The sequence below is a fragment of the Micromonospora sp. WMMD710 genome (assembly GCF_029626045.1).
Classification (GTDB): Bacteria; Actinomycetota; Actinomycetes; order Mycobacteriales; family Micromonosporaceae; genus Micromonospora.
On the sequence record NZ_JARUBD010000001.1, the window covers coordinates 3,274,314 to 3,291,593 of the forward strand.

Annotated in this window: 17 protein-coding genes and 1 pseudogene; 11 read left to right on the forward strand and 7 right to left on the reverse strand. The window is 71.3% G+C overall.

All coding sequences use genetic code 11. The features are described 5' to 3' along the window. Positions 1 to 19 precede the first annotated feature (19 nt). The 5 genes from O7620_RS14990 (at position 20) to O7620_RS15010 (ending at position 5,911) form a co-directional block, all read left to right on the forward strand. Positions 20 to 1,345: an ABC transporter substrate-binding protein gene (locus tag O7620_RS14990; RefSeq protein WP_278123510.1), complete on the forward strand. Its 1,326-nt coding sequence runs from the start codon at positions 20 to 22 to the stop codon at positions 1,343 to 1,345. A gap of 21 nt (positions 1,346 to 1,366) precedes the next feature. Continuing rightward, entirely contained in the window at positions 1,367 to 2,323 is a 957-nt protein-coding gene (locus O7620_RS14995; protein ID WP_278123511.1) for a sugar ABC transporter permease, read from the forward strand. Continuing rightward, positions 2,320 to 3,201 carry a carbohydrate ABC transporter permease gene (locus O7620_RS15000; RefSeq protein ID WP_151491206.1) on the forward strand — a complete coding sequence of 294 codons (882 nt, stop codon included), beginning with the start codon at positions 2,320 to 2,322 and terminating at the stop codon, positions 3,199 to 3,201. The genes O7620_RS14995 and O7620_RS15000 overlap by 4 nt, the downstream gene beginning before the upstream one ends. Further along, complete coding sequence (locus O7620_RS15005) at positions 3,198 to 5,333, forward strand: alpha-galactosidase (protein ID WP_278123512.1); 2,136 nt, start codon at positions 3,198 to 3,200, stop codon at positions 5,331 to 5,333. The genes O7620_RS15000 and O7620_RS15005 overlap by 4 nt, the downstream gene beginning before the upstream one ends. Positions 5,334 to 5,590: 257 nt before the next feature. After that, positions 5,591 to 5,911: a multidrug efflux SMR transporter gene (locus O7620_RS15010; RefSeq protein WP_151491204.1), complete on the forward strand. Its 321-nt coding sequence runs from the start codon at positions 5,591 to 5,593 to the stop codon at positions 5,909 to 5,911. Positions 5,912 to 5,960: 49 nt separating this feature from the next. On the opposite strand, the gene O7620_RS15015 is transcribed toward O7620_RS15010, so the two are convergent. Continuing rightward, a complete protein-coding gene (locus tag O7620_RS15015) occupies positions 5,961 to 7,307 on the reverse strand; it encodes a cellulase family glycosylhydrolase (protein WP_278123513.1) in 1,347 nt (448 codons plus the stop codon). 378 nt (positions 7,308 to 7,685) lie between these two features. Between O7620_RS15015 and O7620_RS15020 the strand changes: the two genes are divergently transcribed. The 3 genes and pseudogenes from O7620_RS15020 (at position 7,686) to O7620_RS15030 (ending at position 9,351) form a co-directional block, all read left to right on the forward strand. Next, on the forward strand, positions 7,686 to 8,648 hold the full coding sequence (locus O7620_RS15020) for a TIGR03557 family F420-dependent LLM class oxidoreductase (RefSeq protein WP_278123514.1): 963 nt from the start codon (positions 7,686 to 7,688) through the stop codon (positions 8,646 to 8,648). A gap of 47 nt (positions 8,649 to 8,695) precedes the next feature. Beyond that, positions 8,696 to 8,983: pseudogene (locus tag O7620_RS15025) on the forward strand (alpha/beta fold hydrolase); the annotation flags it as partial. Positions 8,984 to 9,000: 17 nt separating this feature from the next. Continuing rightward, complete coding sequence (locus O7620_RS15030) at positions 9,001 to 9,351, forward strand: alpha/beta hydrolase (protein ID WP_278123515.1); 351 nt, start codon at positions 9,001 to 9,003, stop codon at positions 9,349 to 9,351. Between the two features lie 132 nt (positions 9,352 to 9,483). On the opposite strand, the gene O7620_RS15035 is transcribed toward O7620_RS15030, so the two are convergent. From O7620_RS15035 to O7620_RS15060, 6 genes are all read right to left on the reverse strand, one after another. Next, complete coding sequence (locus tag O7620_RS15035; protein ID WP_278123516.1) at positions 9,484 to 10,293, reverse strand: endonuclease/exonuclease/phosphatase family protein; 810 nt, start codon at positions 10,291 to 10,293, stop codon at positions 9,484 to 9,486. 10 nt (positions 10,294 to 10,303) lie between these two features. After that, entirely contained in the window at positions 10,304 to 11,794 is a 1,491-nt protein-coding gene (locus tag O7620_RS15040) for a phosphatase PAP2 family protein (protein ID WP_278123517.1), read from the reverse strand. A 71-nt stretch (positions 11,795 to 11,865) separates the two neighbouring features. After that, positions 11,866 to 12,867 (reverse strand): YihY/virulence factor BrkB family protein, encoded by a 1,002-nt coding sequence (locus O7620_RS15045; protein ID WP_278123518.1) that lies wholly within the window; start codon positions 12,865 to 12,867, stop codon positions 11,866 to 11,868. Continuing rightward, on the reverse strand, positions 12,860 to 13,864 hold the full coding sequence (locus O7620_RS15050; RefSeq protein WP_278123519.1) for a diacylglycerol kinase family protein: 1,005 nt from the start codon (positions 13,862 to 13,864) through the stop codon (positions 12,860 to 12,862). The genes O7620_RS15045 and O7620_RS15050 overlap by 8 nt, the downstream gene beginning before the upstream one ends. A gap of 93 nt (positions 13,865 to 13,957) precedes the next feature. Continuing rightward, entirely contained in the window at positions 13,958 to 14,536 is a 579-nt protein-coding gene (locus O7620_RS15055) for a Clp protease N-terminal domain-containing protein (RefSeq protein ID WP_278127010.1), read from the reverse strand. Then, positions 14,536 to 14,772, reverse strand: coding sequence for a helix-turn-helix domain-containing protein (locus O7620_RS15060; RefSeq protein WP_151488855.1), 237 nt, complete (start codon positions 14,770 to 14,772; stop codon positions 14,536 to 14,538). Before O7620_RS15060 ends, O7620_RS15055 begins: the two co-directional genes overlap by 1 nt. 94 nt (positions 14,773 to 14,866) lie before the next feature. On the opposite strand from O7620_RS15060, the gene O7620_RS15065 reads away from it, so the two are divergent. The 3 genes from O7620_RS15065 (at position 14,867) to O7620_RS15075 (ending at position 17,231) form a co-directional block, all read left to right on the forward strand. Then, complete coding sequence (locus O7620_RS15065) at positions 14,867 to 15,433, forward strand: TetR/AcrR family transcriptional regulator (protein ID WP_278123520.1); 567 nt, start codon at positions 14,867 to 14,869, stop codon at positions 15,431 to 15,433. Next, positions 15,430 to 16,254 carry an oxidoreductase gene (locus O7620_RS15070; RefSeq protein ID WP_278123521.1) on the forward strand — a complete coding sequence of 275 codons (825 nt, stop codon included), beginning with the start codon at positions 15,430 to 15,432 and terminating at the stop codon, positions 16,252 to 16,254. Before O7620_RS15065 ends, O7620_RS15070 begins: the two co-directional genes overlap by 4 nt. Before the next feature lie 116 nt (positions 16,255 to 16,370). Next, positions 16,371 to 17,231, forward strand: coding sequence for a universal stress protein (locus tag O7620_RS15075; protein WP_278123522.1), 861 nt, complete (start codon positions 16,371 to 16,373; stop codon positions 17,229 to 17,231). Positions 17,232 to 17,280: the final 49 nt, after the last annotated feature.

Here is a 17,280-nt window from a genome sequence, read left to right on the forward strand (position 1 = left end):
TCATCCGCAGGAGGCACAGATGTCCCGTCCCCGCTCCCAAGCCGAGTACCTGGCTCGGCTCGTCCCGCCCTCCGTCGCCGGCATCAACCGACGCTCGTTGCTGGCCGGCGCCGCCGGCACCGGCGCGCTGCTCGGCACCGGCCTGCTCGCCGGCTGCGGCGACTCCGGATCCGGTGGGTCCACCAAGGACGTGTCACTCGGCTCGAACCAGTCCGACCCGAAGCCCAAGGACGTCGTCGCGAAGGTCACCGACGGGTTCAAGACCTCGTCCGGTGTGCAGGTCGCGGTGAACACGGTCGACCACAACACGTTCCAGGAAAACATCAACAACTACCTGCAGGGCAAGCCGGACGACGTGTTCACCTGGTTCGCCGGCTACCGGATGCGCTTCTTCGCCCAGAAGGGCCTGGCCAGCGACATCAGCGACGTGTGGGGCAAGCTCTCCGGCTACTCCGACGCGTTCAAGAAGGCGTCCACCGGTGACGACGGCAAGCAGTACTTCGTGCCGGCGTCGTACTACCCGTGGGCGGTCTTCTACCGCAAGTCGGTCTGGCAGCAGTACGGCTACCAGCCGCCGAAGACCATCACCGAGTTCACCAATCTCGGCGCGCAGATGAAGAAGGACGGCCTCACCCCGATCGCGTTCGCCGACAAGGACGGCTGGCCGGCGATGGGCACCTTCGACATCCTCAACCTGCGGATCAACGGCTACCAGTTCCACGTCGACCTGATGGCCGGCAAGGAGGCCTGGACCTCCGACAAGGTCAAGAAGGTCTTCGACACCTGGGCCGGCCTGCTCCCCCTGCACCAGCCGGACAGCCTCGGGCGCACCTGGCAGGAAGCCGCGCAGTCGTTGCAGCAGAAGAAGAGCGGCATGTACCTGCTCGGTCTCTTCGTCGGCCAGCAGTTCACCAACGAGGAGCAGGACGACCTCGACTTCTTCACCTTCCCCGAGATCGACCCGTCGATCGGTGCCAAGGCGCTCGACGCGCCGATCGACGGCTACATGATGGCCCGCAAGCCCAAGAACGAGGACAACGCCCGCAAGCTGCTGGAGTACTTCGGTGGCAAGGACGCCGCGAACATCACCGTGAAGAACGACCCGGCCACCCTGGTCGCCAACACCGGCGCCGACGTCAGCGGCTACACCGCGCTGCAGAAGAAGGCCGCCGAGCTGGTCGGGTCGGCCACCGAGATCGCCCAGTTCCTCGACCGGGACACCCGGCCGGACTTCGCCTCCACGGTGATCATCCCGGCGCTCCAGCAGTTCATCAAGGACCCCAAGGACATCGGCGGGCTCACCACGTCCATCGAGAACCAGAAGAAGTCGATCTTCACCGACTGACGGCGGAAGGGGGAGGACATCGTGTCCGACCTGCCCCTGATCCAAGCGGATCGCGCCGTGCCGCCGCCGGCCGCGACCACCTCCACGGGTGGTCGTCGCCGGCGGCTACGGCTCCTGTCCCGCACCGACCGCGTGGTCATCACGCTGATGGTGCTCGTCCCGTTGCTGCTCGTCACCGGATTCGTCTGGCTGCCGGCGGCGGCCACCGTGCTGCTCTCCGGCACCAACTGGGACGGCATCGGCCCACTCAACGAGATCGAGTTCGTCGGCGCGCGCAACTACAGCGACGTGGTGAACATCTACCCGCCGTTCGTGCCGGCGATCCAGCACAACCTGCTCTGGCTGGCGGTGCTGTTCGTGGTCGCCACGCCGTTCGGCATGTTCCTGGCCGTGCTGCTCGACAAGGAGCTGCGCGGCAGCCGCTTCTACCAGACGGCGCTCTACCTACCGGTGGTGCTCTCGCTGGCGCTCATCGGCTTCGTCTGGCAGCTGCTCTACTCCCGCGACCAGGGCCTGATCAACGCCGTCTTCGGCAGCAACATCGACTGGTACGGCGACTCGAGCGTCAACATCTGGGCGGTCATGATCGCCTCCGGTTGGCGGCACGTCGGCTACATCATGCTGCTCTACCTGGCCGGGCTGAAGGGCGTCGACCCGTCCCTGCGGGAGGCCGCGGCGGTCGACGGCGCCTCGGAGAGCCGGACGTTCTTCCGGGTCGTCTTCCCGGTGCTGCGGCCGATCAACATCATCGTGCTGGTGGTGACGGTGATCGAGTCGCTGCGCGCGTTCGACCTGGTCTGGGTGGTGAACAAGGGCCGCAACGGGCTGGAGCTGATCTCCGCGCTGGTCACCCAGAACGTGGTGGGTGAGGCGAGCCGGATCGGCTTCGGCTCGGCACTGGCGACGATCATGTTGGTCGTCTCGCTGGTCTTCATCACCCTCTACCTGGCGACCGTGATGAGGGAGAACCGGCAATGAGCACCGACATCCCGGTCCGCCGCCGCACGCTCACCCCACTGCGGCTGCTGCTGCACGGCTTCCTCATCGTCGTCTCACTCGCCTGGCTCTTCCCGATCGCCTGGGCGGTGCTGACCTCACTGCGCTCGTACGAGTACACCGCCGCCAACGGCTACGTCTCGTTCGGCGGCTGGACCTTCGACAACTACGTCACCGCCTGGCGGACGGCGGAGTTCGGCAAGCACTTCCTCAACTCGGTGTACATCACCGTGCCGGCGGTGCTGCTGACGCTCTTCCTCGCCTCCTGCGTGGCGTTCGTCATCGCCCGGTTCAGCTGGAAGCTCAACCTCGTCCTGCTCGGGATCTTCACGGCGGCCAACCTGCTGCCCCAGCAGGCGCTGCTCATCCCCCTGTTCCGGGTGTTCACCGAGGTGCCGCTGCCGGAGTTCATGAGCGACTCGGAGCTGCTCTACGACAGCTACTGGGGCCTGATCCTGATCAACGTGGCCTTCCAGTGCGGTTTCTGCGTCTTCGTGCTCAGCAACTACATGAAGGCGCTGCCCCGCGACCTGTACGAGGCGGCGATGGTCGACGGGGCGAGCATCTGGCGGCAGTACTGGCAGGTCACCATGCCGCTGTGCCGGCCGGCCCTGGCCGCGCTGGCGACGCTGGAGGTGACCTGGATCTACAACGAGTTCTTCTGGGCCACCGTCCTGATGCGTACCGGGGACAAGTTCCCGGTGACCAGCTCGCTCAACAACCTGCGCGGTGAGTTCTTCACCGACAACAACCTGGTCTCGGCGGGCAGCGTGCTCGTCGCGATCCCCACCCTGGTGATCTTCTTTATGCTCCAGCGGCACTTCGTTCGGGGCCTGACCTTGGGAGCCTCAAAGGGATGACGATCCTGCACCTGCGCCGCGCGCGGACCAGCCTGGTGCTCGACGCGCGCGGCCCGGGGCTGCCCCGGGTCGTGCACTGGGGCGGCGACGTCGGCGACCTCGACGACGACGGCCTGCGCCACCTCGTCGACGCCACCGTGCCACCGGTGGTGCCGAGCAGCTTCGACGAGCCGACCGTGCTGTCCCTGCTGCCGGAACTCAGTGCCGGCTGGAGCGGCCGTCCCGGGCTCGCCGGACACCGCGACGGGCGGGACTGGTCCACCGCGTTCCGGCTGGACGGTCTCGACGTCGACCAGCCCGGCGACGCTGCGGCGCTGGTGACCGTACGGGCGTCGGACCCGGCCGCCGGACTGGCCCTGACCATCGAGATCGCCCTGGACCCGTACGGCCTGCTGACCATCCGGCACCGGTTGCGCAACGACGGCGACAGCGCGTACGAGCTGCGGGAGTTGACGCCGGTGTTGCCGGTGCCGGCGGTCGCCACCGAACTGCTCGACCTGACCGGGCGCTGGTGTCGGGAACGCTCCCCGCAGCGGCACCCGTGGCAGCAGGGCGCCTGGGTCCGCGAGGGCCGGCACGGACGTACCGGACACGACGCCACCCTGCTGCTGGTCGCCGGCACGGCCGGGTTCGGTTTCGGCCACGGCGAGGTCTGGGCGGTGCACACCGCCTGGAGCGGCGACCACGTCACGTTCGCCGAGCGCCGCCCGACCGGCGAGTCCACCCTCGGCGGTGGCGAGCTGCTGACACCCGGTGAGGTCCGGCTCGGCCCCGGCGAGTCGTACGAGACTCCCCTGCTCTACGCCGTCTGGTCCGACGACGGGCTGGACGGGCTCAGCGACGTACTCCACTCCCACCTGCGGGCCCGGCCCGGCCACCCGCGTTCCCCCCGCCCGGTAACCCTCAACGTGTGGGAGGCCGTCTACTTCGACCACGACCTGGACCGGTTGCGGGCACTCGCCGACCGGGCCGCGCAGATCGGCGTGGAACGGTTCGTCCTCGACGACGGCTGGTTCCGCGGCCGGCGCGACGACACCGCCGGGCTCGGCGACTGGTACGTCGACGAGGGCGTCTGGCCGGACGGCCTGCAACCGCTCATCGACCACGTCACCGGCCGGGGCCTTCAGTTCGGTCTCTGGGTGGAGCCGGAGATGGTCAACCCCGACTCCGACCTGTTCCGCGCACACCCCGACTGGCTGCTCGCCGTACCGGGCCGGCTACCACCGGCCTGGCGCAACCAGCAGGTGCTCGACCTGGGCCGCCCCGAGGCGTACGACCACCTGCTGGAACGGCTCGACGCCCTGCTCAGCGACCATCCCGGCATCAGCTACCTCAAGTGGGACCAGAACAGGGACCTCACCGAGGCCGGGCACCACGGCCGCCCCGGGGTGCACGGACAGACCCTGGCGGTCTACCGCCTGTTCGACGAGCTGCGCCGGCGCCACCCGGGCGTGGAGATCGAGAGCTGCTCGTCCGGGGGCGCCCGGGTGGACCTGGCCATCCTGGCCCGCACCGACCGGGTCTGGGCCAGCGACTGCAACGACGCCCTGGAACGGCTCAGCATCCAACGCTGGACCGGGCTGCTGCTGCCACCGGAGCTGGTCGGCACGCACATCGGTCCGGAGCGCTCGCACACCACGAACCGCGTACACGACCTGGGTTTCCGGGCGGCCACCGCGTTGTTCGGCCACCACGGCATCGAGTGGGACATCGCGTCGATCAGCGCCGCCGAGCAGACCGAACTGGCCGCCTGGGTGGCGCTGCACAAGCGGCTGCGTCCGCTGCTGCACGCCGGGCGGGTGGTCCGGGTCGACCATCCGGACCCGGCCGTCTGGGCGCACGGCGTGGTCGCGGGCGACGCAACCCGAGCGGTGTACGCGGTGGCGCGGCTGGCCACGTCGGTGACGCAGACCCCGGGCGCGGTACGACTGCCCGGCCTCGACCCGGCCCGGCGTTACCGGGTCCGGCCGGTGGCGGACGTGCCGGTGCCGGCGACCATCGACCGGTCCGCGCCGACCTGGCTGGCTGCCGGCGTCACGCTCACCGGGGCGGCGCTGGCCCGGCTGGGCGTGCAGCTGCCCGCCTTGCACCCGGAGCAGAGCCTGGTCCTGGAGGTCACCGCGATCGGCTGAGAATTTCTTCGGCCGGGGGCCGGGGTAGGTGTGCGGGCTGCCTTTGAAGTTGATGCCGTAGACGAATCACCCACTACGCGCCCCCGTGAGGGCCTAGACCGGGACGGATCCGATTCGTTGCGGCATCAACTCCACAGGGGCCGGATGACACACGTCGGGCCTGCGCGGACGGTACGGCCGCGGGTGCGGGTCGGCTCCGGGCGACGGCACTAGCCTGGGCACCGACGGTTTCACCGACCACGAAGGCCGAGGGGCGTATGGCGTACGTGCTGCTGGGGATCGCCATCGTCGCCGAGGTGCTGGCGACCAGCCTGATCAAGAGCACCGCCGGGTTCACCCGCCTCTGGCCGACGCTGGGATGCCTCACCGGCTACGCGTTGGCGTTCCTCCTGCTGGCCCAGGCCGTCAAGGAGATACCGGTCGGTGTCGCGTACGCCCTCTGGTCGGGTCTGGGCACCGCCGCGATCGTCGCGATCGGGGCGGTGTTCCTGGGCGAGTCGGTCGGGCTGGTGAAACTCACCGGCATCGCGTTGATCATTGCTGGGGTGGTCATCGTGAACCTGGTCGGAGAACACTGAACGACGGCAGGCGCTGGTGGCCGGGTGTGCCCGGCCACCAGCCCGTCGTTCAGCTCGGGGTGCAGCTCACCTCCGGCTTGGTGTTGCTGCCGGTCCAGCCGCCGATGAAGCCGAAGCTGACACTGGCTCCGGCCGCGAGTCGGCCGTTGTAGTCCACGTTGCGCGCGGTCACCGCGGCTCCGCTGCTGGTCAGCGTCGCGTTCCAGGACTGGCTGACGCTCTGGCCGTTGGCGAAGGTCCACCGCGCGGTCCAGCCCGTGATGGCGCTGGCGCCGGCGGTCACCCGCACCTCACCCTGGAAGCCGCCCTGCCACTGGTTGACCACCGTGTACGCCGCCGTGCAGCCACCCGTGGGTGGAGGCGTCGTGGGTGGAGGCGTGGTGGGCGGGGGCGTGGTGGGCGGCGGGGTGCCGCCGAAGACGCTGGCCTCCCGGGCGGTCTGCCGGATGCCGTTGGCGCCGTTGAAGAGCCGCTGACCCCAGGTGGTCAGGCTGGCCGCGTTGAAGGAGGTGGCCAGGTCGAGATACTCGACGCCGCCGCCGTTGCCGCTCCACGACCAGCCCAGCCAGCCGATCCCGTTGGCCTGGCTGTAGGCGAGGATGGTGTCCTCGTCCGGGTCGCCGTCGGAGTGGTTGAAACCGAACTCACCGACCACGATGGGGAGCCCTGCGGCACGGAAGCGGCCCAAATAATCGCTGATCTCCGCGGCGGTGTCGAACACCCCGTACATGTGGATGGAGAAGACCGTGTTGCGGGCCGGATCGGCGGCGAAGACCGAGGCGGCGTTGTCGCGCATCGTGAACGACCAGTCCTGACCCCAGTTGGGCGCATCCACCATGATCGTGTGTGTCAGCCCGGCGGTGCGCAGCCGTTTGATCGCGGCGGAGTTGTCGGTGGCCCACGTACCGTAGTTCTGGTTGCCGTACGGCTCGTTGCCGATGTTGACGATGACGTACTTTTCCTGGCCGGCGAGGACGTCGGCGAGACTGATCCAGTAGTCGACCGCCCGGGCGAGGGTGATCGCGCCGCTCTGCTCGCCGTACCCCGTGGTGTCGTGCACCTCGAGCACGCAGATCAACCGGTTGGCCTTGCACAGCGAGATGACGTTCGCGACGTCGGCGTTGGTGTTGCGGGTCCACCGGTCGCCGCTGGAGAGCACCACCCGTACGGTGTTCGCGCCGAGCGCCTTCACGTCGGCGAACGAGCTGGTCTGCTGCGGATACCAGGTGTGCGCGTGGTTGACCCCGCGCATGATGAATTCGGTGCCGTTGGCGTCGTACAACCTGCCGGCGGCGACGGTGAAACCAGCCGCGGCGCGCGCCGGCTGGCCGAACGCCAGCACCGCGACGAGCAGCGCGAGCAGCGCCGCGCCAGCGGCGGAAAGACGAGTCTTCATGGCCTTCCTCAGGGAGGACCCCCGGTGCCCGACAGGGGTGGGACGTGACAGGGGAAGGACGGCTGCAGCCCGGCAGCCGCCACCCGGCTCCCGGTGGCGCAGGCATCAGCGTAGGACGATGGATTGGTCGACGCAACCGGTTCAGTGGCTGCACGGGGGCCGCAGACAGCCGTGACGGCCCACGCGAACGCGGGCCGTCACGGGGCGGTCATCCCCACCACAGGATGTGCGCCACAACCGGGTCTTAACCGGTTAAGAGCGACGGTAGGCAGGTCGCCGTTATCCGTCAAGCACCGCCGGCCGCGAACCGGACGGGAGGGTTGACGGCGGCCAGCCTGGGTATCTCGGGAATGATCCGTCGGTGGAAGGGAAACCAGGATGGTCAGCGTCGGCTACACCCTGATGTGCGAACAGGCCGGTCCCAAGCAGTTGGTCGACCACGCGGTCCGGGCCGAGGCGGCCGGCTTCGACCAGCTGGTGATGTCCGACCACTACTACCCCTGGCTGGGCTCCCAGGGCCACTCCCCGTACGCCTGGTCGGTGCTCGGCGCGGTCGCGCACGCCACCTCCCGCGCGGAGCTGATGTCGTTCGTGACCTGCCCGATCCGCCGCTACCACCCGGCCGTGGTCGCGCAGAAGGCCAGCACGGTCGGGGCGCTCTCCGACGACCGCTTCACCCTCGGCCTCGGCGCGGGTGAGAACCTCAACGAGCACGTGGTCGGCGGCTGGCCGCACGTGCAGCAGCGGCACGAGATGTTCGAGGAGGCGTTGCAGATCATCCGGCCGCTGCTCAACGGCGAGACGTTGACCTTCTCCGGCAACCACTTCGACGTGCCCGACGCCTACGTCTGGGACCGCCCCGAGCGGCCGGTGCCGATGGCCGTCGCGGCTTCCGGTCGGCAGTCCGCGACGCTGGCCGCCGAGTACGGCAACGGCATCATCTCCACCGAGCCCGACCGACGCATCATCGAGATGTACGACGACGCCGGTGGCGCTGGTCAACCCCGCTACGGCCAGGTGGCCATCTGCTACGGCCCGGACGAGGCGGAGTGCCGCAAGATCGTGCACGACCAGTTCCGCTGGTTCGGGCTGGGCTGGAAGGTCAACGCCGACCTGCCCGGCCCGGAGTCCTTCGCCGCCGCCACCCAGTTCGTTCGCGAGGACGACGTCGCCGAGGGCATCCCCTGCGGCCCGGACGTGGACGCGCACGTCGAGGCGTTCCGCAGGTTCGTCGACGCCGGCTTCACCCACGTGGCGATCGTCCAGGTCGGTGGGGAGACCCAGCCGATGTTCCTGGACTGGGCGCAGGAGCAGCTGCTGCCCCGGCTGCGGCAACTGTGAGATTGACGCCCGCCGGCCGGTTCGCTAGGGCCGAGCTGCGTCTCGCCATGGCCGCGCCCCGGCCGGCCGAGGGGTTGACCAGCGAGTGGCGGCTCGTCGACGGTCTGCGCACCCACACCCGGCGCGGCGGATCGCCCGACACCGGTGCCCCACCCGTGGTGCTGGTCCACGGACTGGCGGTATCGCACCGCTATCTCACGCCGCTGGCCGTCGCGCTGGCCGCCACCCATCCGGTGTACGTGCCGGACCTGCCCGGGTTCGGGCTGTCCGAGCGCCCACGCGTCGCGTACGACGTGCGCCGGCACGCCGAGCACCTGGCCGCCTGGCTGGCCGCGTCCCGGCTGCCCGCAGTGTGCCTGCTCGGGCACTCGTTCGGCGCGGAGGTCGCCGCCTCGCGCCGGTCCTGGCCCGCGACATCGGCAACGCCCGGCCCTGGCGGGTCTTCGCGACGCTGTCGCACTCCGCGCGCAACGCGATCGAGTCCGACCTGGTCCGGATCACCGTGCCGACCCTGGTCCTGACCGGCGAACGCGACCCGATCGCACCGCCGCGATGGCGGGAGCAGGCGGCCCGGCTGGTCCCCGACGCCGACCTGATGGTCGTCCCCCGCGCCGCGCACAACGTGGCCACGACCGCCGCGACGGAGGTCGCGAACGCGGTGCGCCACCTTCTCGCTCTCGATCCCGCACTCACGGACAGGTGAACGTCATGCGCTTCGGCAACACGGAGATCCGCCCGCTCGGCGGTGGCCTCGGCTGCCTCCTGATGATCCTCTTCTCGATCGTGGCCTCGGTCGTGCTCACCGTCCTGCTCAACCTCGTGCTCTGAGCCGGGGTCAGCGGGCGGTCAGATCCAGCTCGGTGAGCAACGGATAGTGGTCGGAGGCCGTCTCCGCCGCTCCGCCACGGATCACCCGGCAGTCGCGGACCCGCTGCGCCACCGCGGGGGTGGCAAGCAGATAGTCCAGCCGCATCCCGGCGAACTCGGCCCCGCCGAACCGGGTGGGCACGGTGAGTCCGTCGGCCTCCGGTGCTCCGCTGTTGGACGACGGCCAGAGGTCGATCAGGCCGGCGGCGAGCAACCGGGCGATCGCGCGGGTGTCCACGCCGCCACCGGCCCGGCGCAGGTGCCGCCGCCGGTAGAGGGTGGGCAGCCCGGCCAGCCGCTCGGTGTGGTCGACGGTCGGGTCGAGCGAGTTGAGGTCACCGGCGACCAGCGTCAGCGGCCCGGGAGCGCGTCGCACCGCGGCGGCCAGCCAGTCGACCTCCATCCGCCGCCGACCCCCGGAGTACGGGTAGAGGTGGGTGCCGAGCACGGTGAGCGGGCCGTCCGAGGTGTCCACCACGACCCGGGCGGCGGCGTGGTGGAACGGCCGGCGCAGCGACCCCGCCTCGATGACCTGGTACGGCGGTCGGACCAGCACCGCCACCGGCTGCCCGAAGCAGGACCGGGCCAGGTGGGGGCTCATCCCCACCCGGCTCGCCACCTCGGCCATCAGCCCGCCGCGGTCGAAGCCGCGCAGCTCCTGCAGGGCCAGCACGTCCGGCGCCTGCTCGGCGACGACCTCGACCACCTGATCCAGCCGGTCCGAGCCGCCACGATCGCGGCCGCCGGTACGGATGTTCCAGGTCATCACCCGCAGCACGGTGCGGCGCTCAGTCGGCCCGGCCGGCCCGCGCCAGCTCGTCGTCGAGGGTGTCCACGTCCTCCGACTCGATGGCCGGCTGGTTGCCCTCCTTGAGGTCGGCGTTCGGACGGATGATCAGGTAGAGCAGACCGATCCACAGCGCGGAGAGCAGGATCGCGCCCATGAAGTCCGTCGGGTGGTGCATCCCCCGGTACATGCGGGACGTGGCGACACCGACCGGCATGATCACGGCCAGCGCCACGAAGATCCAACGCCACCACCGGTCGGTACGCGGGAACACGATGAGGGTGATCGCCAACCAGACGCAGATCGTCGCCGCGATGTGCCCGGACGGGAACGACGAGGTGGGCATCTGCCCGTCCAGGTTCTCCACCGGCGGGCGCGGCCGGTCGACCGCCCGCGCCGAGACGAGGAAGAGGGTCAGCTCACCGACCATCGCCAGCGCCACGAACAGCACCGGCCGCCAGCGCCGCCACACCGCCAGCACCAGCGGGCAGAACACCAGCGAGATGATCAGGATGGCGTGGGTGTCGCCGAACTTGCTCCACCACCAGCTCACCTCGGTCAGCACCTCGGTGTGCCGCTCGGCGAACCAGCGCGGCACCTCCGTGTCGAGGGTGGCGAAGAAGGTGCCCTTGGCGTGGTAGCTGACGTACATGCCGAAGCCGTACAGCGCACCGAACACGAGAACCCAGCCGACCAGCAGCTCGGCCACCGCCGAGCGGGGGTGGGCCAGCACGTGTTCCTCGGCCGGGGCGGGGGCGATGTCGTGCCCTGCCTCCGGCTCCAGGCCCTCGCTCAGCGGCGGCACCGGCCGACCCCGCTCGCGCCGCCACAGCCGGAAGGCGTACGCGGTGACGCCCAGCCAGGCCGCGCCGAGCAGCCAACCGGCGAGCACGTCGGAGATGAAGTGCACGCCCAGCGCGATCCGGGTCAGGCCGATCAGCGCCACCAGCACGCCGACGCCGACGATCGCCGGCTTGCGCCAGCGTGGTGCCATCGCCGGGAGGAACACCAGCAGCAGCGCCCCGTACGCGACGAACGAGCCGAGCGCGTGCCCGCTGGGGAAGCTGTTGCCGGGCGCGCTGGCGATCGGCACGTCCACGACCGGGCGGAGCCGGCCGACCAGCGTCTTGAGCGACGGGTCGAGGATCAGCCCACCGACCCCGGTGATGATCAGGTAGACGGCCAGTCGGGGCTGCCGCCGGATCAGCAGCCCGACGACGGCGATGGTGACCAGCCAGATGAGGATCGGCCGGCCGCCCAGATCGGTCACCGCCTGGAGCACGGTGACGAGTGCGTGGTGCGGGGCGACGAGCCCGTTGAACCATTCGGCGACCGCGTGGTCGGCGTCCTGCAGCGGGCTCCACCGCACCCGGACGAGCAGCAACAGCAGCCCGAAGGCCACCCCGGCGCCGGTGACGGCCACCAGACCAGCGATGCTCCGTTCGGCGAAATGACCGATCGGACGCCGCGCCACCTCTTTGACCGCGGTCACCCCGCACCTCCCTTGTCGGCTCTGGCGAGGCGCAGTACCCGATCCGCGTCGCGCGTACACGCGACACGCCGCTACAGCGCGGTCATGTCCCCGGTGTCGAGCAGTTCGACGCGGTCGGCGTCGGGCTCCCACAGGTCCGGTTGGGCGGGCTCCTGCACGCCGATGCGCAGCGCCTCCAGCTGGGCGGCGAAGGCCAGCCCACCGAAGAGGGCCATGCCGGTCAGGTTGGCCCAGAGCAGCAGCGCCATCATGCCGGTCAGCGCGCCGTAGGTCTGCCCGAAGCCGTCGCTGAACCGCACGTACGCGGCGAGCAGGAGGCTGGCCAGCCACCACAGGACGGTGGCGATGCCCGCGCCGAACAGCAGCCAGGACAGGCCGGGTTGCCGGCGGCGGGGCGCGTGCCGGAACAGCACGGCCACGGCGAGCACGGTCAGCCCGAGGCTCAGCGGGAGGCGGATCACGTCCCAGACGCCGTGGGCGACGTCGCCCCACTCGTAGTGCTTGCGCACCGAGTCGCCCATCGCGCCGCCGCCGACGAGGATGAGGAAGCCGGCGAGCGCGGGCAGGCCGGCGGTGACGGCCAGCACGGCGGCACGCAGGTACTTCCACAAGGCGGGGCGGTCGCGTTCGACGCCGTAGATGCGGTTGGCGCCCCGCTCGATCTGGGCCATCGTGGTGGTCAGCGCGACCAGGCCGGTGAGCAGACCGAGGGTGAGTGCCAGCTCCCCCGCGTCCTCGACGCGTTCGCCCTCGCCGAGCAGCTCGGCGACGACCTGCGCGCTCTGGCCGGGGGTGAGCGCCAGCACGGTGTCGGCGACCACCTGGCCGCCCTCCTCGACACCCAGCTCGCTGATCAGGCCGGTGAGGGCGATCAGGAACGGCACCACGGCGAGGCAGAGTTGCAGCGCGAACGCCCGGGAGTGGCTGAACCCGTCGCCGTAGCGGAACCGGATGAAGGCGTCGCGCAGCAGGGGCCAGCCGCCCTGCCGGCGCAGTGTGTGCCAGGCGTCGTCGGCGGACAGCTCCGCGTCGGCCATCAGCCGGGTCTCCGGCACGATGCGGGTGCTACTCACGGCGCGCTTCCTCGATCAGCTGCTCGCCCCGCTCCCCGGCGCCCTGCGCGTCGACGGCCAGGTCGGGGGCGTCCTCGGGCTGGGGGACGCAGAGCCAGAGCGCCTGCGGCCGGATGTCCGCCCGCAGTTGCCGGTCCGGGGCGATGAGGTCGCCGTCGAGTTCCCGGGGTTGGGAGCGGTTGCTGGTGACCACCACGGTCCGGGCGCGGAACACCTCCATCTTCGGCACCTGGCCGCTGCGGCGGACCAACGCCCAGCCGAGCGCGAGCCAGTGCCGCAGGTTGCGCGGGGTGAGCACCGCGACGTCGAGCCAGCCGTCGTCCGGCTCGGCCTCGGTCAGCAGGGTCACGCCGCCCTGGAGTCGACCGACGTTGGCGATCAGGACCGAGCGGGCACGGCGGCGTACCGGCGGTCGGTCGTCGATGCGGATCTGCACCCGCATCGGCCGGTCGCGCAGGTGCCGGGCGGCGCCCACCACGTACGCGGGCCAGCCGATGCGGGCCTTGGTGGTCTCGTTGGTGGCCTCGAGCATCTGGGCGTCGAAGCCCATGCCGGCCATCACGGTGAAGTACTTGTCCTCGACGGCGCCGACGTCGAGCAGCCGCCGCCCTCGCTCGATGGCGACCTGCAGGCCGGCGGCCAGGTCGGTGGAGAGCCCCAGGTTGGCGGCGAGCAGGTTGCCGGTGCCCTGCGGCAGCACGGCGAGGGCCACGTCGGTGCCGACCAGCCCGCTGACGCAGGACATCACGGTGCCGTCGCCGCCGCAGGCGAAGACCAGGTCGACGCCGTCCTTGACGGCCTGCTCGGTCTGGCCCCGGCCCGGGTCCTCGGCGGTCGTCTCGTACCACTGCGGCGCCGGCCAGCCGGCCGCCGTCAGGGCGCCGTCGACGGTGCGTCGCAGCTCGTCGAGATCGTCGACCTTCACCGGGTTGACCACCACGGCGGAGCGCAGCCCACCGTCGCCGCCGGCGGGCCGTCTGTCCTGTCCAGCATCCACGGCGCCAGTGTGCAGCACCCGGCCGGCTTCAGCGACCCGATGAACGGCCGGCGTCGGAAGTGCCACAGACAGGTTTCAACGCGTGGGCGCCCGTCAGGCGGCGGTCCGCAGCGCGGTCTCCACCCGTCGGCGCAGATCGTCGAGGTCGACACCGGACTCGGTGAGCACCTGCGCGCCCAGCCCGTTGCCCTCGCGGAGCACGCCCAGCAGGATGTGCTCGGTGCCGATGTGCCTGTGGCGCAGGCGCAACGCCTCCCGCAGGGACAGCTCCAGGGCCTTCTTGGACCGGGGTGAGAAGGGGCCGTCGAGGTACCGCTTGCGACCCCAGCGGCGGCGTGGCGCCGGCACGGCCTCGCGGAGCGCGTCCGGGCCGAAGGACTGTTCGATGCGGGCCACGATCGCGGCCAGGTCGATGCCGATCTCCCGCAGGGCGGCCGCGTCCGCGTCGCCGAGGCCGGCGCCACCGCTGGCGGTGTGCCGGCGGACCCGCTCGCGCAGGTCGTCGGCGCGCACCCCGGCGTCGCTCAGCACGCGGCTGGCCAGGCCGGCCTCGTCGTCGAGCAGGGCGAGCAGCAGGTGCTCGGTGCCGACGGGGCGTTGCCCCTCGACCCGCGCCTCCTCCAGTGCCCGCCGCACCACGCCACGCGCCCGGTCGGTGAATCGTTCGAACATCACGCCTCCCAGGATGAGTTGACCGCCGGTCGCCCGGCGTGCTTCTTGTGCACTGCCTGCCGACTGACTTCGAGCACGTCGGCGATCTCCTGCCAGGACCAGCCCTGTCGGCGGGCGTTGTCCACCTGGACGACCTCGAGCCGCTCGAGCAGCCGGCGCAGCGCGCGGACGGCGCGCAGCCCGACCCGGGGGTCGGTGCTGCCGGCTGCCGCCGCGAGTTCCGTTGCCTGACTCATGCCGTCAACATACGTTGACAGCGGCGCCCTGTCAACCTTTGTTGACGACAGCCCAGGGCTTGACAACCTGACAAACAATGCAATTATTGTCAGCATGTCGCACGACCGGCTGGACCTGATCCTCGCCGCCGCCTACGAGTGCTTCACCCGGCACGGCGTACGCCGGACCACCATGGACGACATCGCGGCCACCGCGGGCATGTCGCGCCCGGCCGTCTACCAGTACGTCCGCAACAAGGACGACGCCTACCGGCGGCTCGCCGAACGGATCTTCACCAGCTCGATCGCCGAGGCGCGCACCGCCGCCACCGACCCCGGCGCGTCGACCGAACAGCGCCTGCACGCGGTGCTCGGCGCCAAACTGGAGCTGACCCTGAGGCTGCACCGGGAAAGCCGGCACGCCGCCGAACTGCTCGACGCCAGCACCAAGCTCAGCGGCGACCTCGTCGAGGCGTACACCCGGGAGTTGACCGACCTGGTGACCGGCGCCCTCGCCGACGCCGCCGGACCACGGGCCCGCGTCGTCGCCGAGGTGCTGGTCGCGCTCACCCGCGGCCTGGAAGCCGACCTCACCGACCCTGACCTGCCCCGGCAGCGGCTGCGCGACGGCGTCGCGCTGATCGTCGCCGGGCTGCCCATCGCACCGGGAGACCCATCATGACCACAGTCCTCATCACCGGCACCTCCTCCGGCATCGGCCGGGCCACCGCGCGTCGGCTGGCTCGGCGCCCGGAGCTGACCGTCTACGCCACGGCCCGCAAGGTGGAGGCGATCGCCGACCTGGCCGAGGCCGGCGCCCGACTGCTCCCGCTCGACGTCACCGACGAGACGTCGATGCGCGCCGCCGTCACCGCGATCGAGGCCGAGCACGGTCAGGTCGACGTGCTGATCAACAACGCCGGCTACGGCGAGTACGGCCCGATCGAGGAGGCACCGATGGACCGGGTGCGGGCACAGTTCGAGACCAACGTCTTCGGCCTCAGCCGTCTCACCCAGTTGGTGCTGCCCGGGATGCGCCGGGCCGGTCGCGGCCGGATCGTCAACGTCAGCTCGATGGGCGGGCGGCTGGTCTTCCCCGGCGGCGGCTACTACCACGCCAGCAAGTACGCCGTGGAGGCCATCTCCGACGCCCTGCGGCAGGAGGTGCGCCCCTTCGGCATCGGCGTGGCGATCGTGGAGCCGGGGCTGATCCGTACCGGCTTCGGCGCGGTGGCCGCCGAATCGCTCGGCGCGGACACCGCGGCCTCCGGGCCGTACCGGTCGATGGTCGCCGCCGTGGACCGGGTGATGGCGTCGTCGTACGACAACCGGCTGCTGGCCGCCACCCCGGACACGGTGGCCCGGGTGATCGAGCGGGCGGTGACCGCCAGTCGTCCGCGCACCCGCTACGTGGTGACCGCCGCGGCGCGGGCGATGGTGCACACCCGGCGACTCTTGGGCGCCCGGCTCTTCGACGCGGTCAACCGGCTCCAGTTCCGCTGACCCCTCGCCGTCGACGGCGGCGCGGCCTGATCCGGCCCGCCGCCGCGACCACGCGACTACCCTCGGTCAGGGACAGCGCGGTCGTGCCGGGCGCGACGCCCGGGAGGTGATATCGGATGGCGGCATCCGCCGACGCGGAGGTGCTGGTCGGCCTCGGCTCGGACCGCGACCTCCCGGTCGTCGAGCAGGCCGCACGGGAGGCCGCCGGGCAGGGCCGCCCGCTGCACCTGCTGCACACCTTCGACTGGCACGCCGCCTTCGCCGCGGACACCGTCGCCGCACCCCGGGACGCGGCCGAGCAGCTGATCACCCAGGCCGCCCAGCTCGCCCACCAGACCGAACCGGGGCTCACCGTCCGCGGCGAGATCGTCGAGGGCGCGATGCTGCCCACCCTCATCCGCCGCTCGGAGTCGGCCTACCTGTTGGCGGTCGGCGACAGCGGTATGGCCGGCAGCGGCCAGTGCGTCCCGGCCGAGACACCGGCCGTGCAGTTGGCCGCCCGCGCCGGATGCCCGCTGCTGGTGGTCCGCAGCGAGCCGCCGCCGCAGGGGCCGGTGCTGGTCGGCGTGGACGGCTCCCCCAGCTCACACCTCGCCCTGCGGTGGGCGGTGGACTGCGCGTCCCGACGCGACGCCCGCCTGCTGGCGCTGCGGGTGGTGGAGAGCGACGAGGACACCGACGCGGTCACCGAGCAGCTCGGCGAGGCCCTGGCACACCATGTCGGCCAGCAGACCAGGGTGCCCACCGAGTGTCGCGCCGTACGCGGCGACCCCGGTCAGGTGCTCGTCGACACGTCACGCTCGGCGCAGGTGGCACTGGTCGCCGCCCGCGGCGACGAACCGGGCCGGGCCATGCTCGGCTCGGTCGCCCAGTCCTTGCTCTACCACTCACCGGCCCCGGTGATCATCGTCCGCGGCCTGGCCGAGATGCCGCTGACCGGGCCCGACGCCCGCCCGGGGCGGGACCAACGGCCCTGACCCCGGGGCACCGCCAGCGGCGAGGCTGGACGCCGGACGCCCCCTACCC

Bases quoted from the DNA above. Each gene is read 5' to 3' on its own strand.
- O7620_RS14990 (WP_278123510.1), top strand. From the start codon at position 20: ATGTCCCGTCCCCGCTCCCAAGCCGAGTACCTGGCTCGGCTCGTCCCG.
- O7620_RS15000 (WP_151491206.1), top strand. From the start codon at position 2,320: ATGAGCACCGACATCCCGGTCCGCCGCCGCACGCTCACCCCACTGCGG.
- O7620_RS15055 (WP_278127010.1), bottom strand. From the start codon at position 14,536: ATGTTCGAACGATTCACCGACCGGGCGCGTGGCGTGGTGCGGCGGGCA.
- O7620_RS15075 (WP_278123522.1), top strand. From the start codon at position 16,371: ATGGCGGCATCCGCCGACGCGGAGGTGCTGGTCGGCCTCGGCTCGGAC.
- O7620_RS15010 (WP_151491204.1), top strand. From the start codon at position 5,591: ATGGCGTACGTGCTGCTGGGGATCGCCATCGTCGCCGAGGTGCTGGCG.
- O7620_RS15020 (WP_278123514.1), top strand. From the start codon at position 7,686: ATGGTCAGCGTCGGCTACACCCTGATGTGCGAACAGGCCGGTCCCAAG.
- O7620_RS15060 (WP_151488855.1), bottom strand. From the start codon at position 14,772: ATGAGTCAGGCAACGGAACTCGCGGCGGCAGCCGGCAGCACCGACCCC.
- O7620_RS15005 (WP_278123512.1), top strand. From the start codon at position 3,198: ATGACGATCCTGCACCTGCGCCGCGCGCGGACCAGCCTGGTGCTCGAC.
- O7620_RS15065 (WP_278123520.1), top strand. From the start codon at position 14,867: ATGTCGCACGACCGGCTGGACCTGATCCTCGCCGCCGCCTACGAGTGC.
- O7620_RS15070 (WP_278123521.1), top strand. From the start codon at position 15,430: ATGACCACAGTCCTCATCACCGGCACCTCCTCCGGCATCGGCCGGGCC.
- O7620_RS15015 (WP_278123513.1), bottom strand. From the start codon at position 7,307: ATGAAGACTCGTCTTTCCGCCGCTGGCGCGGCGCTGCTCGCGCTGCTC.